This is a genomic window from Delftia sp. PX-1 (assembly GCF_055797465.1).
The window spans coordinates 5,495,101-5,513,778 of sequence record NZ_CP184763.1; the positions used below are offsets into that span (position 1 = coordinate 5,495,101).

Sequence of the window (18,678 nt, forward strand, 5' to 3'; positions counted from 1 at the left end):
GAAGGCTTCCGTTTTGCTGACGTGATGCCTTCAGGCCAGGTCAGCCGGCCAGCCTGGCCACCACGGCCGGGGCGATGACGCGGTGGGCCGGCGCCACGCCCAACATGTAGATGCGGCCCAGGGCATTGTGCACATGGACCACGGTGGACATGGCGGCGGTGAAGGTGGCGGACGGCGCGCCCTCGGGGCCGGGCAGCCGCATGAGGGAGACCTGCACGTCCAGGTGCCGGTCGCTGTCGCCCAGCACCACCTCGCCATCGCTCAGCGCATGGATGCGGAAGATGCCGGCGCGGTCGCCCACGCGGTAGCTCGATGGCTGGCGCTGCGCATCGACGCCGCTGAGCGTGCCCAGGTCCTTGATGCCGAAGGGCGCCACCACGCGGTTGCGCAGGCGCATCAGAAAGTCGATCCAGCCCGGCGTGCGGCCCACGCAGCGCAGGTACAGCGCCATGGGGCTGCTGCCGTCGTCCGGCAATTGCAGCTGGTAGCTGTCGTGGAAATAGGCGGTCTTGAGGCGGTCCTGCAGGGCGCTGCCCGCGGGAACCGGGGAGAGGATGACTTGTGCCATGGAGCGGAGGGTGATGAAAAAAGGGGGCGGTCCTGCAGCCATCATAGGCCGCAGGGCCGCCCCCTTGTCAGGGCGCCATCAACGCTGCATCAGCGCTTGTCGCCCACCTTGATGCGGGCGTTGGGAGCCTCGCCGAACATCTCGGGCGCATACAGTGCCTCCACCCGCGTGGGCGGCAGCGCGAAGTCGCCGGCATTGTTCAGCCGCACGGTGTACTCCACGCGCGTATTGCCCTTGGGCAGGTACTGGTAGTAGGCGCGGTAGGCCTCGAAGCTGCGCTCTTCATAAGCCAGCCAGCCCGCGCCTTCTGCGCGCTCGCCGCCCGAGGCGATCTCCGAGTCGCGCCCCAGACCGCCGCCCAGGATGGTGGCGCCCGTGGGCACGGGGTCGGTGATGGCCACCCAGGTCATGTCGGTGCGGGCCTGCACCTCCAGCGTGACGCGCAGCACGTCGCCGCGCGAGTACTGGCCTGCGGGCAGGCTCTTGTCGGCCTGCTCCACGGGCTTGACCGTGCGCGTGACGGTGTAGCCGGCGCTGAACGGCGCCTTCAGCTGCACAGCCGCTACCGACTGCAGCGTGAGCCAGGGCCTGCCCGTGCCCTGCTGGGTCACCGTCAGCTGACCCTTGCGGGCCTCGCCCACCGCGCTCCAGGGCAGGAACATGGTGTTGTTGCGCAGGCCGCCGACCACCGTGGTCGCGCCGAAGCTGGACGCCTGGTGCGCCGCGCCCTCGCTGTCGCTGGCGCGCATGCGCGTGACCTGGCTCCACTCCACGCGGGCCTGGGACGCGCCCAAAGCCGCCTGGGTGGCGCCCGTCACGGGCGTGGCCTCGAACTGCTGCGAGAAGCGCTGCAGTGCCAGCGTCCCCCACAGGTTGGCCGTGGTCGTGCCCCAGGCGCCATTGCTCTGGCGCGAGATGAAGCCGTTGGCCAGGCGCGGCAGCTCTTCCTTCCACGTCGGGTCGTCCATGTTGACCAGCATCAGGCGGGCCAGGTTGACCTCGGGGCCCTGCATCAGCCACCACCACTGGTCGTCCTGCTCGTTGCTGAAGGCCACGCGCGTGCCCTGGTAGCTCAGGCGGGCGCGCAGGATCTGCTGGGCCTGGGCCAGCTGCTGTTCGCGCTGGGGCAGCTCGCGCATGTGCTTGAGCAGGGCCACCCAGTCGATGACGGCATGCGTGGGCCAGTCGTTGGGCGCGATGGTGATGCTGTCGAGCATGCGCGGATTGGCGCGGCCCGTCAGCGCCAGCGCCTGGATGGCGGCCAGCTTGCGCATGTCCAGGTCCTTGCGCGGGCTCCAGAAGCTGCGCTGGATGCGGCCTTCGACGAAGGCGATCAGGCCGTTTTCCATGCGCTCGCGCTCGGCCGCCGGCAGCACGAAGCGCTTGTCCACGCCCTGTGCCAGTGCCGAGAGGTTGAGCAGGTGGGCCGTCAGCGTATCGCTGCCGCGGGCCGCACGGCCCGAGCCGTCGCCGGCCAGCGGGAAGTAGCTGGCCAGGCCGTCGCTGTCCAGGTAGCTGGGCAGCTGGCCCATGGTGGACTGCCACAGCGTGGCGTCGCTCATGCCCACGGCCTTGCTGGTGACCTGCTCCAGGCAGCTGTAGGGATAGCGCGCCCACCAGTCGCGCACGCCCGGCAGGCCTTCGGCCAGCTTGGGCGCCAGCGACATGCGCAGGCCGCCGCGGCCGGCCAGCGCGTCGGCCGGCAGCTGCACGGGCAGGTTGATGCTGCCATCGACCTGCATCAGCGTGCCCTGCTGCACCGTCAGCGGCACGGCCGGGATGATGCGCTGGCTGACTTTCAGCCTGTCGCTGGCGGGCTTGTCGCCACCTGCGGTGTCACGGGCCTCGATCTCCCAGATCAGCGACTCGGCGCGGGTCTGGCCCAGCTGGGCCGGGGCGGTGACGTTCCAGCCCACCTCGCGCGCCTCGCCCGCGGGAATCTCCACGGTCTGCGCTGCCAGCTCCAGCAGCGTGGCACGCGGCGTGACCTGCACCTTCATGGCCTTGGCCGAGGTGTTGCGCAGCGTGACCATGGCACGGAACTGGTCCTCCTCGCGCACCAGCGGCGGCAGGCCGCTGATGATCTGCAGGTCCTGGGCCGTGCGGATGGGCGCCTGGCCCGTGCCGAACATCGACACGCCATGGTCGGCCACCGCCACCACCTGGAAGGTGGTCAGCGAGTCGTTGAGCGGCACGCTGACCTGGGCCTTGCCCTGGGCGTCCAGCACCACGCTCGGATTCCACAGCAGCAGCGTCTCGAACAGCTCGCGCGTCTGGCTGCGGCCACCGCCGCCGCCAGCGGCCACGGCCTTGCGGCCGTAGTGGCGCCTGCCGATCACCTCCATCTGCGCGGTCGAGGTCTGCACGCCCCACTCGCGGCGGCGCAGCATGGCGTCGGCCAGCTGCCAGCTGGTGTTGGGCATGAGCTCCAGCAGGGCCTGGTCCACGACCGCCAGCGCCACCTCGGCGCCAGCGGCGGGCTTGCCGTCGGGCAGCGTGGCGCTGATGGTGACCTTGGCGGTGCCGCGCACCTGGTAGCTGGCCTGGTCGGCCGTGACCTTGACGTCGATGCGATGGGCCTTGGTGCCCACGCGGATCTCGGCCATGCCCAGGCGGTAGGCGGGCTTGGACAGATCGACCAGGGCCGTGGGCGCGATGTATTCCTTGCCCTCGTGCCAGAAGGCATTCCACCACTCGCGCGGCGCCTTGAAGCCCCAGGTGAAGAAGCTGTACCAGGGCACCTCGCGCAGCCGCCCGCGCAGGGCCAGCACGCTCACGTAGACGTTGGGCCCCCAGTCGGGCTGGACCTTCAGCTCCACGGTGGGGTTCTGGCCATTGAGCTGCATGACCTGGGTGCTGACGATGCCTTCGCGCTCCACGGCGACCAGGGCCGTCGCATAGCGGAAGGGCATGCGCACCTGAAAGCGCGCGGTCTCGCCGGGCTCGTAGCTGCGCTTTTCGGGCAGCACGTCCATGCGGTCATGGTCCTCGCCGCCGAACCACAGTTCGCCCTGGCGCGTGACCCAGACGCTGGAGGCGGCCTGGGCGGGCCGGCCGTCCTTGTCGGAGGCGGTGACGATCAGCTCGACCTCGCCGGGCTGCGACAGCTGGGCCTCGCACTGCACCATGCCTTGGGCATCGCTGTTGCCCGTGCACACCGTGCCCATGGATTGGAGCGCGGTCTGGTTGTCGTAGCTGTAAAAGCCCCCCACCAGGCGCTTGCGGCTGCTGGTGGTGACGCGGGAGATGGCCTCCACCTTGACCGGCACGCCGGCCTGGGGCTTGCCGTCCACGCCCAGGGCCAGCGCCTGGAACTGGAGCTTGCGGCCCGTGGTGATCCAGCTTTCGGCGCGCACGCCGGCCACGATGGCCGCGGGCCACAGCATCTGCGTGCTGCGCAGGGTCTGCACCTCGCCATTGGGGTCGGCATAGGTGGCCTCGATCAGCAGCTCGCGCGGCTCGCGCAGCTTGGGCAGGTTCTCGATCTTGAGCTTGCCCAGTCCTTCACGGTCCAGCGTCACGGGCAGCTTGTCGGCCACCACCTTGCTGTCCTGGGCGGCCGTGGCCTCCTCGTCATCGCTCTGGCCCGTGTCCTGGGCGCTTCGCGGTGCCGAGAAGCTGAAGCCCTGCCAGTCGCTGCGGTCCATCCAGGTGGAGCGCACCAGGGCGGACACGCGCACCGGAAAATTGGCGGCCGGGCCGCCGGAGACGTAGTTCACCTGCACCTGCACCGGCAGGCTGGAGACGCCGACCAGGGCCTGCTTGCCCTCGGGGCCCACACGGCCTTCGAGCACGGGCAGGCGGAATTCCTCGACACGGAAGCTGCCCGTGCCGAAGCGGTTGTTGCGCCCGCGCGAGCCGTTGCCCTCGCCGCGCAGCTCCACGGAGTACGAACCCAGCTTGGCGCCCTTGGGCACGGAGAAGCTGTTTTCCGCACTCAGGCCGCCGGTGCCCGTGGAACGCCACTGCAGCGGCTGCGTGTACTGCTGGCCGCTGCCTTCATGGGTGATGACCAGTTGCGTGGGCCGCTGCTCGGGCAGCGCAAAGCCGCCCTGCCCCTGGCCGATGCCGGTCTGGGTGCGCATCAGGTGCTTCATGGACACGGTCTCGCCGGCGCGCAGCAGCGTGCGGTCGAAGATGGTGTGGGCCACTTCGTCGCGCTGGGCGCTGCGGCTGGTGGGCACGTTGAAGCGCCAGGACTCGATGCCGCGCTGCCAGTCGCTCCAGGTGAAGGCCAGCTCCTGCTGGCCGTCCTTGCCCTGGGCGCGCGCGCTGACGAAGTAGGCCGGCGAGCGGTAGCCGACACCGCCCGTGCACTGGGGCGGCTCGGGCGACAGGCCGTCCAGGCGCGCCACGCCGCTGGCATCGGTGGTGGCCGAGGTCAGCACCTTGCCATTGCAGTCGGAGACCTGGACCCTGGCATTGGCCACGGCCTGGCCCTTGTCCAGCGTGGTGACCCAGGCGGCCGCGTTCTCGCGGCCGAGCTTGAAGTGCACGGACAGGTTGGTCACCAGGGCCGAGGTGCGCACATACATGCTGCGCGCCGAGCCGTAGCGCTCATCGAGCAGCGACTGCCCCAGCAGCGGCGAGGCGATCTCGACCACATGAAAGCCCGGCGTGAGCGGAATGCCCACCACCTCGAACGGGCGCGGATCGCCCTTGGCGGGCTTGGGCAGCTCCAGCGTCTTGACGTCGCCCTGGCCGGCCAGCAGCGACAGCATGCGCGTCTGCACATAGTCGCGGTTTTCGTTGTCGATCACGGGCGGCAGCGGGCCCTTGATGTCGCGCGAGGCGCGCTTGCGGTCCATGTCGGAGGACTCGTAGTCGGCCACGCGGCGCATCCAGGCGATGATCTCGGCATCGCTGCCGGGCTGCTTGGTGCTCACGCGGCTGGCATCCAGGGACCTGGTGGCCAGCTCGGACTCCACATTGCGCAGCGTCACGGGCAGCAGGGCCGGGCCGTCCGGGCCTTCGGCGTAGCGCTCGACGATGCCGAAGGGCGAGGCCGCGAACTTGGCCAGCGGCGGCAGCGCGCCCGTGGCCACCTGCAGCGGGAACATGTCGGCATTGCTCAGGCTGCGGCCTGCCGCGTCCTTGAACTGCGGAGGCAGCTCCACCGTGTAGCGCGCCTGGGCCTGCATGGTGGCCGGGAAGCTCAGGTTCTGCACCAGCGAATCCTCGCTGAGCTTTTCGCCGTATTCGCTGTCGATCACGGGCGCCACCTTGGAGGCGCCGCTGCTCAGGCGAATGCCCTCGGCCAGCTTGCGCGGCACGGGGGCATTGAAGCGCAGGCGCATGGGACGGATCGGCAGGCAGGCGGCCTGGGCGTTCTCGCGCTCGCAGCTGAACTCGGCGGCGAAGGGCTCGCGCACGCGGTACTCGAAGCGCTTGTCCTGGCGGCTGGCCACGCCGTTGGGCGTGGCAATGCCGGCGCCGAAGACCAGCTTCATGGTCGTGCCCGCCGTCAGGCGGCGGTTGCAGGCCAGCGTGGCGTATTGCAGCGGGTTCTTGGCAGCGGCCTTGTCCCAGCCGCGGTGCTTGAGCAGCTCGTCGCGCTCCTTGCCTTCGATCAGGCGCACGGGAATGCGCTCGCCCACGCCTTCGGCCGTGCACCACATGTGCTGCTGCAGGCTTTGCACGGTGGCCGGGCCCGACAGGCGCAGAGCGAAGTACTGCTCCTCGTCGATCTGTTCATAGGTGTCGGGTGCCATGTCCAGCACGGCCGGGCCGCCGGTCTGGAACTGGTAGCTGGCAGCGCCCGTCACGGCCGTGCCCGCAGGCGACTTGTAGCCGGCCACGAGCTGGGCCGTGCAGCGCACGCCGGGCGGCAGGGCCTGCTTGAAGTCGAACACCCATTCGCGGTCGCTGTTCCAGCGGCCCGTGCCCTGGGTGGCCGCCGCATCGCTGCAGCTGAGCGTGACCGGCGCGGCCGCCTTGGGGTCGCCAAAGCGCACGGCCGTGCCATCGAACTGCACCACCACCTGCTCGACCTTGGCCACCTCTCCCTGCGGGCTGAACTGGCGCACGCCCACGGCCTGCGCCGCCAGCGCCACCGATCCCAGCAGCAGGCCCAAACCCCACCGGCCCCAGGCCCGGCCGTGCGCCGGCGGACTCTGGAACCCCTTGATCGCTGTCGTGCGAAGCACCCCCATGGCAATCCCTTCTGTCGGGCTCAGATGGCCCGGTGTTTTCTTGGAATGAGCAGGCTTTCAGCGCTGCGGCGCGCGCCGTGCACGGTGCACAGGCTGCAAATGAAAAGCCCTGCGCTGCGGCAGGGCTCGGCGGCAAGGGCTGCAACGAGGCAGATGCCCGCCGCCCGCATGCGCCGAATGCAGGGCCGCATCCGCTGCGGCTGAAAACCACTGCGCGGGATGATACCGGGCCGCATCCGCTGCAGGCCCTGCTGCGGGTGCCCGGAACCGGGTCTGCGGTGTATCCATCTGTAAGACATCGACGCACAAGGGCGTCATATATGTCTGATCACAAGGATTCGCGCCACACGCCGCGCTGCCAACCCCGGCGATGGCAGCACCAAGACACAGCGCTTGCCGGTTCACAGCGCCTGCCGGCCGCGGAGGCTGTCGCCCCGCAGTCCGCCTGTCTTACTGCGGCTGGAAGCCGCTGGTCTGGATGATGCGTTTCCAGACCTGGGTATAGGCCTGCTCGCGCTCGGCCAGTTGCGCGGGCGGCATGTGGCCCACGGTCAGGCCCAGGGCGGTGAGCTGCTCGTGCACATCGGGCTGTTTGAGCACGGCGGCCACGGCGGCGGAGAAGCGGTCGATGAAGGCCTGGGGCGTGCCGCGCGGCGCGTAGATGCCGTAGTAGGGCGTGTCCTCGAAGCCCTTGACGCCCTGCTCGGCCAGCGTGGGCACTTCGGGCATGGTGGCCTGGCGGCGCGTGCCCAGCACGCCGATCACGCGCAGCTTGCCGGCCTTGTGGTTTTCCATGAAGTCCTGCACCGAGGCGATGCCGGCCGGGATCTGGTTGCCCAGCATGTCGGCCAGCATGGGCGCGCTGCCCCGGTAGGGCGCGGCCACCAGGTCCAGCCTGTAGTGCTCGCCCAGCAGCCTGACCAGGAATTCCGGCGTGGACGCGGGCGCGGGTATGCCGATGCTGCCGCGCTTTGCGCCCTGGCGCACCCACTCCACATACTCGGCGAGGTTGCGCGCCGGCGTGCTGGCGGAGACCGCCAGCGCGTTCACGAAGGTGGCAAAGCCGGCCACGGGAACGAAGTCATGGGCCGGGTCGAAGCCCGGCTTCTTCACCACCTGGGGCAGGATGGAGATGGTGTGGTCATGCGTGAGGAACAGCGTGTGGCCATCGGCCGCAGCCGCCTTGAGCTGCTGCGCCGCGATCTGGCCGCCCGCGCCGGGGCGGTTGTCCACCAGCACCGTGGTGCCCAGCACGTCCTTGAGACGGTCGGCCAGCAGGCGTGCGATGGCATCGGTGCCGCCGCCCGGCGGAAAGCCCACGAGGATGCGAATGGCCTGCCCCGGCTGGGCCCAGGCCAGCGGAGCCAGGACGGACGAGGCGGCAACGGCGGTCACTGCGCCGGCGGCGCGCAGCGCCCCCGTCAGCAGTTGGCGGCGGGAGGATGTCATGGCGTGGCTCCGGCGAACGGGGGGATCAGCCCAGGCGCGCGTTCAGGCGTGCATTCAAGCGCGCCTGGTGGCCTGCCAGCTGCTTGCGCACCTGGGCCGGCGCCGTGCCGCCCAGGGTGTTGCGCGCATTGAGCGAGCCTTCCAGGCTGAGCGCCTCGAAGACGTCGGCCTCGATGCCGGGATTGAAGGCCTGCAGTTCGGCCAGCGGCAGCTCGGTCAGGTCCACGCCCTTTTGCGAGGCCAGCTTGACGGCATGGGCCACGGTCTCGTGCGCGTCGCGGAAGGGCAGGCCCTTCTTGACCAGGTAGTCGGCCAGGTCGGTGGCGGTGGCGTAGCCCTTGAGTGCGGCGGCGCGCATGGCTTCGGCGTTGACGGTGATGCCGCCCTTCTTGCCGCCCGTGGCCGGGTCGGCCTGGCCGCCGATCATCTCGGCGAAGATGCGCAGCGTGTCCTTCAGGGTGTCCACCGTGTCGAACAGCGGCTCCTTGTCTTCCTGGTTGTCCTTGTTGTAGGCCAGGGGCTGGCCCTTCATCAGGGTGATCAGGCCCATCAGGTGGCCGACCACGCGGCCGGTCTTGCCGCGTGCCAGCTCGGGCACGTCGGGGTTCTTCTTCTGCGGCATGATCGACGAGCCGGTGGTGAAGCGGTCGGCGATGCGGATGAAGCCGAAGTTCTGGCTCATCCAGATGATCAGCTCTTCGGACAGGCGGCTCACGTGCACCATGCACAGGCTGGCGGCCGAGGTGAATTCGATGGCGAAGTCGCGGTCGCTGACGCCGTCCAGCGAGTTCTGGCAGACGCCTTCCATGCCCAGGGTGCGGGCCACGCGCTCGCGGTCCAGCGGGTAGGTGGTGCCGGCCAGGGCGGCGCTGCCCAGCGGCAGCACGTTGACGCGGCGGCGCAGGTCCAGCATGCGCTCGGCGTCGCGCTTGAACATTTCCACATAGGCCAGCAGGTGGTGGGCAAAGCTCACGGGCTGGGCCACCTGCAGGTGGGTGAAGCCGGGCAGGATCACGTCCACATTCTTCTCGGCCACTTCGACCAGGGACAGCTGCAGCTCGCCCAGCAGTCCTTCGATCAGGTCGATCTCGCCGCGCAGCCACAGGCGCACGTCGGTGGCCACCTGGTCGTTGCGGCTGCGGCCCGTGTGCAGGCGCTTGCCGGCGTCGCCGACCAGCTGGGTCAGGCGGGCCTCGATGTTCAGGTGCACGTCTTCCAGGTCGAGCTTCCACTCGAACTGGCCGGACTCGATCTCCTGCGTGATCTGCGCCATGCCCTTGCGGATGGCTTCATGGTCGGCGGCGGCGATGATGCCCTGGGCCGCCAGCATCTCGGCATGCGCCAGGCTGCCCGTGATGTCGGCCTGCCACAGGCGCTTGTCGAAGAACACGCTGGAGGTATAGCGCTTGACCAGATCGCTCATCGGCTCTTCGAAGAGAGCGGACCAGGCCTGGGCCTTGGTATCGAGCTGGTTGTGCGAGGCGGACGTTGGTTGATTGGCAGACATGTGAGGACGCGATCTTCGATGGGGCTGTGCAGGCAGCGCAGGCGGCGGGCGGCATCGCCCCCCGGCGCAGGCAGGAAGCGAAGATTCTATCGACCTGGGCGGCACCACGCCCGTGCAGGGGCCTACACGGGCCTGCATGGGCGTGCATGGGTGTGCATGGGCGGTGTGACCGCTGTGCAGGCCCGCCCGGCATGACCATAATCCGGGCATGCGGCGCGAACCCCACCCGCCGAAACACTACCTGCCGCCCCTTGCCGACCCAGCCGACCCCCACCACTGCCCCCCCGCCCCTGCCTGCGGCGCTGGTCTTTGACGCCTGCAACGTAGGCGTGGTGCTGCGCGCCGTGCTGTTTGTGCAGGCCGTGGTGGCAACGGCCTCGATGTTCGGTGCCGACTCGCCCCTGCAGTGGCTGCAGGGCATGGCCCTGCTGACCGGCGCCTGCCTGCCCGGCACGCTGGTCTGGCTGGTGGCCGCCTGCCTGCTCAAGCACCCGCTGCAGCGGCTGCCCGCCTCCGGCCAGTACGCGGCCGGCGTGCTGCTGGGCATGGCGGCCGGGCTGTATGCCTGCGCCATGCTGCACCTGGCCGGCGGCACCAGCGCCCCCTGGCTGGCCAGCGCCGTGTCCGGCGGACTGTTGGCAGCCCTGCTGGTCGCAGCCCTGGTGCTGCGCGCACGCGGCCACGCACCCGCCGACACGCAGGCGCGGCTGGCCGAGCTGCAGTCGCGCATACGCCCGCATTTCCTGTTCAACACGCTCAACAGCGCCATCGCCCTGGTGCGCGCCGAGCCCGCCAAGGCCGAGGCCCTGCTGGAGGACCTCAGCGACCTGTTCCGCTATGCGCTGGCCGAGCCGCACAGCACGACCACGCTGGCCGAGGAGATCGAGCTGGCCCAGCGCTACCTGGCCATCGAGCAGGTGCGCTTTGGCGAACGGCTGCAGGTGCGCTGGCAACTGGACCCTGCCGCCCACGGCGCCCTGCTGCCGCCGCTGCTGCTGCAGCCGCTGGTGGAAAACGCCATACGCCATGGCGTGGAGCCCAGCGCACGCGGCGGCAAGCTGCAGGTGCGCACCGAGCGCCGTGGCGATCTGGTGGAGGTGCGCATCACCAACACCCTGCCCTCCGAGATCGATTCCGCCAGCGCAGCCGGCACGCGCGGCAACGGCATTGCGCTGGCCAATGTGCGCGCCCGGCTGTCGCTGCTGCACGACCTGCAGGCCCACCTCACGGCGCGCACGCTCAACGGGCATTTCGTGGTGCGCATCAGCCTGCCGCTGGCAACGCCTGCCAGCCAACCCACGAAGGCTTTATCGAAGAAGAAGCACCATGCACATCCTGATCGTTGACGACGAAGCCCTGGCCCGCGCGCGGCTGCGCACCCTGCTGGCCGACGTGCAGGCATGCACGGGCAGCGGCCCGCACCAGGTCAGCGAGGCGGCGGACGCCCGCCAGGCCATGGCCGTGCTGCAGGCGCCGGGCCCGCGCCCCGTGGAGCTGGCACTGCTGGACATCCACATGCCCGGCCAGGACGGCCTGGCCCTGGCCCATATGCTGCGCCGCCTGCCGCTGCCGCCTGCCGTGGTCTTCGTCACCGCCCATGCCGGCCACGCGGTCGAGGCCTTCGACCTGGATGCTGCCGACTACCTGACCAAGCCCGTGCGCCGCGAACGCCTGCAGCAGGCCCTGGCCAAGGCCGCGCGCACGGCCGCGCACCAGACGGCCGAACGCGACGGCGGCCCCGTGCTGCTGATACAGGACCGGGGCGCCACCGTGCGCCTGCCCCTGTCCGAAGTGCTCTACCTCAAGGCCGAACAGAAATACGTGACCGTGCGCACCGTGGGCCGCAGCTACATCCTCGACGGTGCACTGGCCGAACTGGAGGCCCGCCACGCCGATCACCTGCTGCGCGTGCACCGCAACGCGCTGGTGGCCCGCAGCGCCCTGCGCGCCCTGGAACGCCACGACGACCCCACCGAAGGCGAAGGCTGGGCCCTGCGCCTGCACGGCATCCCCGAACTGCTCATGGTCTCGCGCCGCCAGCTCCCCCAGGTCCGCGCCGCCATCCGCGACGAAGGACAGCCCGGCTGAGGCGCAGGGCTCAAGGAGCCCGGCCCAAGACAGCCCCCCGCGTCAGAAAGCACGCCCGCAACACAAGCATGGCCCAACGCGAGGGACACCGAGCAAGGGCCGCCCCGCAGCGAGGGTGTCGTCCCCCTCGGGGGGAAGGCGCGCAGCGCCTCAGGGGCTACATTTTTCTAGACAGATCCCACATCGCATCCACCAGCAGATCGATGTCCCGCGCGTCATGCCACAGGTGCGTGGACACGCGCACGCCGTAGTGGTCTGCCGCCGCGCCGATCACGGGGAAGTTGGAGTTGCGGATCACGAAGCCCTGCGGATAGTCGCTGAGCATGCGCGCCACAAAGGTCGAGGACTTGGTCCCGTTCATCACGTCGTCCTTGTTCTGGAACGGGTTGAAGCAGGTCAGCGCCGACAGCAGCTTGGGATCGTCCTTGGGCGAGTACAGCGAGTCCACGCCCCAGCGCTCGACGATCTTTTCCTTGAGGTAGGACGACAGCGTCAGGTCATAGGTCTCGATCTTCTTGCGGCCGATGCTGTCCCACTGCGCGCAGGCCTGGGCCAGCGCCATGAACATGGGCGTGTGCACGCTGCCGCAGGAAGTGACCGAGGCGGCGATGTCGTAGGTCTCCTTGGCCGTGGTCGTGCGCTCCAGCGCCGGGTAGGCGCTGGTGTGCACCGGGTACCACTTGGGCAGGGGCAGCGGGTTGGAGGCGCGGATCTTGTTGCGGATGATGAGGATGCCCGTGGAGCCCGGGCCGCACTGCCACTTGTGGCCCGCGCCCGACATGAAGTCCATGCCCAGCTCCGCATAGTTGTAGGCCATCATGCCCGGCAGGTGGGCGCCGTCCACGATGCTGATCAGGCCGTGCGCCTTGACCACGCCCATCAGGTCGGCAATGGGCAGCATGGTGCCGGTCTTGTAGGTGGGAGAGGACCACATCATGGCGCGCACGCGCTTGCCCTGGGCCTTGAGCGCGCGGATGCGCTCGTCGAACAGGTTCACGTAGGTGGCGGCCGTCTGGTTGTTGCCCACGGGCAGCGCAATGCGCGAGACCTCGATGCCGTAGCGGTCCTGGGCGATCTTCAGCGGCGTGTCGCCGCCGCCGTGCTCGTGGTTGGTGGTCACCACCACGTCGCCACGCTGCCAGTCGATGCCCAGGATGGCGTGGCACATGCCCGAGGAGGTGTTGGCCGAGAAGGCCAGCTCGTCGGCATCCACGCCAAAGCCCGGCGCCACCTGCTTGCGCAGGTCCAGCAGGTTGCTGTAGCCGTTGCCCGAGTCGGCGGCCTTCTTGCGGTTTTCGGTATCGAACACATCGAGCACCAGCTTGGGCATAGAGCCCGCCGTGCCGATGTTCATGTAGGTCTTCTCGGGCTTGAGGATGAACATGCTCTGCACGTCGGTCCAGAAGGCCTCGTCACGCATGAGCTGCTCGCGCAGCGCAGCGGCCGAGGTCTGGGCATTGCCGCTGCCGCAGGCAGCCAGCAGCGGGCCCAGCGTGGCTGCGCCGGTGCCGTAGCCCAGCATGCGCAGGAAGTCGCGGCGCTTGGAAGTCCAGCGCGCGGGATAGCCGGATTCGCCGGCGGCCGCAGTGGCGGTCAGGGATGTGGCCTGCTCGGCCGCGATCTGGGGGTGTCGTGCGTTCATGCGGTCCTCCTGTCGTTGCGCAAGCGGTCAGCGGCGGCCGACGATGGCCGAGATTTCGATCTTCACATCGCGCGGCAGGCGCGCCACCTCCACCGTGGCCCGAGCGGGGGCGCCGGTCTTGAAGTACTCGCCATAGACCTTGTTCATGGCGGCGAACTCGTTGAGGTCCTTCATGAAGACCGAGGTGGACAGCACATCCTCATAGCCCAGTCCCTGGGACTTGAGCTTGGCGCCGATGTGGTCCAGCACGGCGCGCGTCTGCTCCTCGATGGTCGTGCCCTGGATGGCCGTGCCCTGCGCGTTCAGCGGCAGCACGCCCGAGAAGTAGATCGTGTTGCCATGCGCCACCATCTGCGAATACGGGCCGATGGCCGGATAGATCTGCGTGGTGGACAGCACCTCGCGCTTGTGGGGCGCGGCGCAGCCCGCCAGCGTCGCTACCGCCGCCGCCACACCGCATGCCAGCGCCACGCGCCGCAGGTTCGATCGAATATCCATGGTATTGCCTTTCTGAAACAAGAATACAAACTGCCACTGCCGTGCCGCGCATTACTGCAACGGCGCCCCGGAAACACTTCGTCACCATTTAATTGGGTCATCGAAGGCGACATGAATCATTGACACAAAATGATTCGAATCAGTGATTTCACGGAGAAATTCTAGGCAGGGATCTGGAGCATTCGATAATGAATTTTCCCCTACGCACCACTACGCAGGACCGCTTGCGCAGTGCTACGCAGCAGGATAACTCTCTTCTGAAACAACGGCTTGGCACGGAACCTGCTCAACCGTAGCCAGGCATGTCAGACAGATGAGGGACGGCGCACCACAATACGGCAAAACCATTATTCAAGACCCCAAAAAGGGGACAACGCACCAAGAAAATGCATATCGGATTCCCTATGTCAATGGGATATTCTTTCGTGCGCGAAATATATTATCCATGGCATTTTCCTTGGGATATTCAAATTCCTTTTCCTGCGCGCGTGGATATGCAGCGCGCACAGGCTATTGGCAGATACGACGCCCGCCATTCAAGGTCCGCTGCCGGGCCCCGGCGCCATGCGCGCAAGCCCTGTTGACAAGGTCCGTGCACTGGGCGGAAAAGATCGTCGGTGCACCCCACACAGGCTCCCATGCAACTTCCGCTGAAACTTGCGCTTCTGTCGATTGCCGCCATCGCGCTGGCCCTGGGCCTGGTCGCGGTGACCGTGCAACACCAGACACTGGAGCTGGCCCGCCAGGAACGAGAGCTGGTCGAGACCGCCTACCTGCACAGCAAGGAGACCGAGCTGCGGCACTACGTGCAGCTGGCGACCACGGCGCTGGCGCGCATCCAGTCCAGCGGCGAGGAGCCATCCGTGCAGCGGCGCCAGGCGCTGGATACGCTGGCGCGCATGCAGTTCGGCGAGGACGGCTACTTCTTTGTCTACGACGAACACGGCAACGTGCTGCTGGATGCGCGGCAGATGGGCCTGTCGGGCGTGGACCTGTGCGATCCCAACAGCCCGGGCGGCGCAGGGCCCGCCAGGATCATCCTGGATGCCGCGCGCAGCGGCGGCGGCCTGGTGCGCTACCAGTGGCAAAAGCCGTCCTCGCTGCGTACCGAGGCCAAGCTCGCCTACGTGGCCACGGTCCCCGAATGGGGCTGGTCGCTGGGCACGGGCCTGTACCTGGACGATGTGGAGCAGGCGCTGCGCCAGATCGACGAAAGCGCCCAGGCCAATATCGCGGCCACGCGCTGGCGCATCTTCGGCATTGCGGCGCTGTGCATCGTGCTCATCGGCGTGGCGGGGCTGGCGTTCAATCTCAGCGACCACCGCGTGTCCAGCACCAAGCTGCAGCGCCTGGCCCAGCGCGTGGTGCATTCGCAGGAGGAAGAACGCACGCGCGTGGCGCGCGACCTGCATGACGGCGTGGTCCAGGTGCTGGTCTCGTCCAAGTTCCTGCTGGAGACGGCCCAGGCCCAGCTCAGGCGCCTGGCCGCACAGGACCCGGCCACGGCCCAGCGCATGGTGGACCAGGGGCTGGAGCAGCTCAACCACGCGCTGGTGGAGATACGGCGCGTCTCCCACGGCCTGCGCCCCGCACTGCTGGACGACCTGGGCCTGGCCCCGGCCCTGGCACTGATGAGCCAGCAGATGCAGGCCGAGGACGGCCTGCGCATGCAGTTCGGCTGCCGGGGCGAGACCCGCTTTCTGCCGCCCAGCCACGCCACGGCCCTGTTCCGCGTGGCCCAGGAGGCCGTGACGAATGCGCAAAACCATGCGCAGGCCACGCGCATCGACGTCAGCCTGCACTTTCAGCGCCGACGCGTGGTGCTGCAGGTCAGCGACGACGGCCAGGGCTTCGACATGCGCCGCGTGCAGCGCGACCGCCAGGGCGGCATCGGCCTGCGCAACATGCGCGAGCGCATCGAGGGCCTGGGCGGCCATCTGAGCATCAGCTCGGGCGCCCGGGGCACCCGGCTGGTCGCCGTGCTCTACCGCAGCGGCGGCATGCCGCTGTCTCCCTCACCGGAATTCGAACTCCCACAGGCCGCTGCATGAACCCCATGATCCGCATCCTCCTGGTGGACGACCACCCTCTTGTGCGCGACGGCGTGTCCATGCGCCTGCAGGCCACCGACCATATCCGTGTCGTGGGCGAGGCCGCCAGCGTGGACCAGGCCGTGCCGCTGGCGCGCGAGCTGTCGCCCGACCTGGTGGTGACCGACATCCGCATGCCGGGCGCCAGCGGCATCGACCTGGCCGCGCTGTTCCGCGATCAGTTCCCCCTGGTGCGCGTGCTGGTGCTGTCCATGCACGAGGACCCCGAGTACGTGCGGCGCGCCGTGGCACTGGGCGCACGCGGCTATGTGCTCAAGGATGCGCCGGCGCAGCAGCTCATCGAGGCCATAGACCGGGTCTACGCGGGCGGCCTGTATTTCAGCCCCGGCCTGCAGCCCGTGGTCGAGGACGACGGCGCCGGTGCCGGCCCCCGGCGCGCCCTCACGCCGCGCGAGGCCAGCGTGCTGCAGTGGATCTCGGAGGGCCGCTCCAACAAGGAGATTGCAGCGCTGATGGGCACCTCGGTGCGCACCGTGGAAACCCACCGGCTGCACCTGCGCCGCAAGCTGCGCATCGACGGCCATGCGGCCTTCATCAAGTACGCCGTGGACTATGCCGACCTGCTGGGCAGCACGCCCGTGCAGGCCGGTGCGGGATAGCCTGAAACGCCGCCCGCTCAGTGCGCGTGCGCCGCGCGGCTGACCACGGTGACCAGCACGATGCCCAGCATCAGCCAGCCCACCTGGGCCACGGTCTCGCGTGCGCTCAGGCGCTTTTGCAGCTGGGGAATCAGGTCGGCCAGCGCCACGTAGATGAAGCTGCTGGAGGCCACGGCCAGGAAGTACGGCAGCAGCTCCTGCAGCTGGCCGACCAGGAAATAGCCGCCAATGCCGCCCAGCGTGGTCACGGCCCCGGCCATGGACACCTTGATCAGGGCCACGCGCCGGTTGGAGCTGGACTGGCGCAGCACCACGATGTCACCCATGTGGTGTGGCACCTCGTGGGCCAGCACCGACACCGCCGCGATCAGCCCCAGGCGCATGTCGGCCATGAAGGCGGAGGCGATCAGCACGCCATCGCCGAAGCAGTGCACGCTGTCGCCGGTCAGCACCGCCCAGCCGCCGTGGCGGTGGCCATGATGGTGGCCATGGGAATGGTCATGGGCGTGGCCCTGGTGATCGTGATGCTCGTGGTGATCGTGCTCATGGGCCGGCGGCGCGCCGTGCTCATGCCCGTGGTGCCACAGCTCGGCCTTGGACAGCAGGAAAAAGAACACCAGGCCCACCAGCAGCGTGACGAACAGGTCGTGCGCGCCGGCCTCGCTCTCGAAGGCTTCGGGCAAGAGGTGCATGAAGGCCGTGGCCAGCAGCGCGCCCGCCGCCAGGCTCAACAGCCGCTGCGGCATCATGCCCGGCGAGCGGTTGCCTCCCAGCCCCATCAACAACGCGGCCACCCAGACGCTGCCAATACCGGCGGCCAGGGTGGCCAGAATGATTGCTACCAATGTCATAGCGATTTGTGCTTCAACCGTATGCCCTTGCAGGCGAAACCCGCGAATTCTCGCAGAAAGACCGGCCCCATCGCAGCCGTGGCCTGCGATCCCATGAAGGAAGCAGGCCACGGTGTCGGGCTCCCTCGGTTTCAGCCTACAGAAGCTGTCAAGCCCCCCCTGCGCGAATAAAGTTGAAAGCTAGTCAGCAATACCTTAAAAACTGGCGCGTCCTCACACCAGGGACACCGAGGAAGGGCCGCCCCGCACCGAGGGTGTCGTCCCCCTCCCGCGAAGCGAGAGAGGGGGAAGCGGCGCAGCCGCTCAGGGGGTCACCCCATGCTTATTGAACCAGGCCAGCATTTTTTGCCAACCGTCGCGCGCAGCCTGCTCGCGGTAGCTGGGCCGGTAGTCGGCATGGAAGGCGTGTGGCGCCTCCGGGTAGATCACGAACTCCGAGGCCTTGGCCGCTGCCGAGCCCTGCTTGAGCGCCTCGCGCATGCGCTCCACGGATTCCAGCGGAATGCCCGTGTCCTGCCCGCCATACAGGCCCAGCACCGGCGCCTTGAGGCTGGAGACCAGCTCCAGAGGATGGCGTGGCTGCAGCGCGGTCTTGGCGCCTTCCAGCCGGCCGTACCAGGCCACGCCGGCCTTGACCGGGCCATGGGTCGCATACAGCCAGGTGATGCGCCCGCCCCAGCAAAAGCCCGTGATGGCCACGCGCGCCGTATCGCCGCCCTGCGTGCCCGCCCATTGCACGGCGCCGTCCAGGTCGGCCATGACCTGTTCGTCGGGCACCTTGGAGACCAGCTCGCTCATGAGCTTGGCGATCTCGGTATAGGTCTTGGGATCGCCCTGGCGCGCATACAGATCGGGGGCGATGGCCAGGTAGCCGGCACGCGCCAGGCGGCGGCAGGTGTCGGCAATGTATTCGTGCACGCCGAAGATCTCGGAGATCACCAGCACCACGGGCACACTCTTCTTGCCGGCGGGCGCGGCGCGGTAGGCCGGCACCTTGAAGCCGTTCACGGTGAAATGCACCTCGCCGGCCGTCAGGCCGTCGGCCGGCGTGGAGATGGCGGTCTGCGCCATCAGCGGCGTGGCCGCGGCGGCATAGCCCAGGCCCAGGGCCGTCTGCAATGCCAGGCGCCGCGTGGGCCCCTCTTCGCTGCTGCGCCCCGGAACCAGGGCCTTCAGGTCTTGCTGCTGATCGTCACGCATGCATCTCTCCTTG

12 protein-coding genes are annotated in these 18,678 nt (G+C 68.9%); 4 read left to right on the plus strand and 8 right to left on the minus strand.

Going from position 1 to position 18,678, the window contains the following annotated elements; genetic code table 11:
- Positions 1 to 40 precede the first annotated feature (40 nt).
- From ACN20X_RS25130 to argH, 4 genes are all read right to left on the minus strand, one after another.
- A complete protein-coding gene (locus ACN20X_RS25130; protein WP_016445816.1) occupies positions 41 to 568 on the minus strand; it encodes a DUF2867 domain-containing protein in 528 nt (175 codons plus the stop codon).
- Between the two features lie 89 nt (positions 569 to 657).
- Positions 658 to 6,720, minus strand: a complete 6,063-nt coding sequence (locus ACN20X_RS25135) for an alpha-2-macroglobulin family protein (RefSeq protein WP_473210011.1) — start codon at positions 6,718 to 6,720, stop codon at positions 658 to 660.
- 450 nt (positions 6,721 to 7,170) lie between these two features.
- Positions 7,171 to 8,169, minus strand: coding sequence for a Bug family tripartite tricarboxylate transporter substrate binding protein (locus ACN20X_RS25140; RefSeq protein WP_473210012.1), 999 nt, complete (start codon positions 8,167 to 8,169; stop codon positions 7,171 to 7,173).
- Between the two features lie 25 nt (positions 8,170 to 8,194).
- Positions 8,195 to 9,676 (minus strand): argininosuccinate lyase, encoded by a 1,482-nt coding sequence (argH, locus tag ACN20X_RS25145; RefSeq protein WP_016445811.1) that lies wholly within the window; start codon positions 9,674 to 9,676, stop codon positions 8,195 to 8,197.
- Positions 9,677 to 9,867: 191 nt separating this feature from the next.
- Here argH and ACN20X_RS25150 point away from each other — a divergent pair, with 191 nt between their 5' ends.
- Together ACN20X_RS25150 and ACN20X_RS25155 are read left to right on the plus strand one after the other, a co-directional pair.
- Positions 9,868 to 11,022, plus strand: coding sequence for a sensor histidine kinase (locus tag ACN20X_RS25150; RefSeq protein WP_473210013.1), 1,155 nt, complete (start codon positions 9,868 to 9,870; stop codon positions 11,020 to 11,022).
- A complete protein-coding gene (locus ACN20X_RS25155; RefSeq protein WP_252651460.1) occupies positions 11,003 to 11,764 on the plus strand; it encodes a LytR/AlgR family response regulator transcription factor in 762 nt (253 codons plus the stop codon). The genes ACN20X_RS25150 and ACN20X_RS25155 overlap by 20 nt, the downstream gene beginning before the upstream one ends.
- A 157-nt stretch (positions 11,765 to 11,921) precedes the next feature.
- Here the strand turns inward: ACN20X_RS25155 and ACN20X_RS25160 are convergent, their stop codons facing one another.
- Both ACN20X_RS25160 and ACN20X_RS25165 read right to left on the minus strand, forming a co-directional pair.
- Positions 11,922 to 13,406 (minus strand): aminotransferase class V-fold PLP-dependent enzyme, encoded by a 1,485-nt coding sequence (locus ACN20X_RS25160; protein ID WP_016445808.1) that lies wholly within the window; start codon positions 13,404 to 13,406, stop codon positions 11,922 to 11,924.
- Between the two features lie 27 nt (positions 13,407 to 13,433).
- Positions 13,434 to 13,904, minus strand: coding sequence for a Rid family detoxifying hydrolase (locus ACN20X_RS25165; protein ID WP_016445807.1), 471 nt, complete (start codon positions 13,902 to 13,904; stop codon positions 13,434 to 13,436).
- A gap of 638 nt (positions 13,905 to 14,542) precedes the next feature.
- On the opposite strand from ACN20X_RS25165, the gene ACN20X_RS25170 reads away from it, so the two are divergent.
- On the plus strand, positions 14,543 to 15,955 hold the full coding sequence (locus tag ACN20X_RS25170) for a cache domain-containing protein (protein WP_016445806.1): 1,413 nt from the start codon (positions 14,543 to 14,545) through the stop codon (positions 15,953 to 15,955).
- A complete protein-coding gene (locus ACN20X_RS25175; RefSeq protein WP_034366318.1) occupies positions 15,952 to 16,614 on the plus strand; it encodes a response regulator in 663 nt (220 codons plus the stop codon). Before ACN20X_RS25170 ends, ACN20X_RS25175 begins: the two co-directional genes overlap by 4 nt.
- Positions 16,615 to 16,631: 17 nt before the next feature.
- Here the strand turns inward: ACN20X_RS25175 and ACN20X_RS25180 are convergent, their stop codons facing one another.
- Both ACN20X_RS25180 and ACN20X_RS25185 read right to left on the minus strand, forming a co-directional pair.
- On the minus strand, positions 16,632 to 17,465 hold the full coding sequence (locus ACN20X_RS25180; protein WP_016445804.1) for a ZIP family metal transporter: 834 nt from the start codon (positions 17,463 to 17,465) through the stop codon (positions 16,632 to 16,634).
- Positions 17,466 to 17,768: 303 nt separating this feature from the next.
- Positions 17,769 to 18,665, minus strand: coding sequence for a dienelactone hydrolase family protein (locus ACN20X_RS25185; RefSeq protein WP_047472884.1), 897 nt, complete (start codon positions 18,663 to 18,665; stop codon positions 17,769 to 17,771).
- Positions 18,666 to 18,678 lie beyond the last annotated feature (13 nt).

Coding starts and splice junctions, on each gene's coding strand:
- ACN20X_RS25130 (WP_016445816.1), bottom strand. CDS start 568: ATGGCACAAGTCATCCTCTCCCCGGTTCCCGCGGGCAGCGCCCTGCAG.
- ACN20X_RS25135 (WP_473210011.1), bottom strand. CDS start 6,720: ATGGGGGTGCTTCGCACGACAGCGATCAAGGGGTTCCAGAGTCCGCCG.
- ACN20X_RS25140 (WP_473210012.1), bottom strand. CDS start 8,169: ATGACATCCTCCCGCCGCCAACTGCTGACGGGGGCGCTGCGCGCCGCC.
- argH (WP_016445811.1), bottom strand. CDS start 9,676: ATGTCTGCCAATCAACCAACGTCCGCCTCGCACAACCAGCTCGATACC.
- ACN20X_RS25150 (WP_473210013.1), top strand. CDS start 9,868: ATGACCATAATCCGGGCATGCGGCGCGAACCCCACCCGCCGAAACACT.
- ACN20X_RS25155 (WP_252651460.1), top strand. CDS start 11,003: ATGCACATCCTGATCGTTGACGACGAAGCCCTGGCCCGCGCGCGGCTG.
- ACN20X_RS25160 (WP_016445808.1), bottom strand. CDS start 13,406: ATGAACGCACGACACCCCCAGATCGCGGCCGAGCAGGCCACATCCCTG.
- ACN20X_RS25165 (WP_016445807.1), bottom strand. CDS start 13,904: ATGGATATTCGATCGAACCTGCGGCGCGTGGCGCTGGCATGCGGTGTG.
- ACN20X_RS25170 (WP_016445806.1), top strand. CDS start 14,543: ATGCAACTTCCGCTGAAACTTGCGCTTCTGTCGATTGCCGCCATCGCG.
- ACN20X_RS25175 (WP_034366318.1), top strand. CDS start 15,952: ATGAACCCCATGATCCGCATCCTCCTGGTGGACGACCACCCTCTTGTG.
- ACN20X_RS25180 (WP_016445804.1), bottom strand. CDS start 17,465: ATGACATTGGTAGCAATCATTCTGGCCACCCTGGCCGCCGGTATTGGC.
- ACN20X_RS25185 (WP_047472884.1), bottom strand. CDS start 18,665: ATGCGTGACGATCAGCAGCAAGACCTGAAGGCCCTGGTTCCGGGGCGC.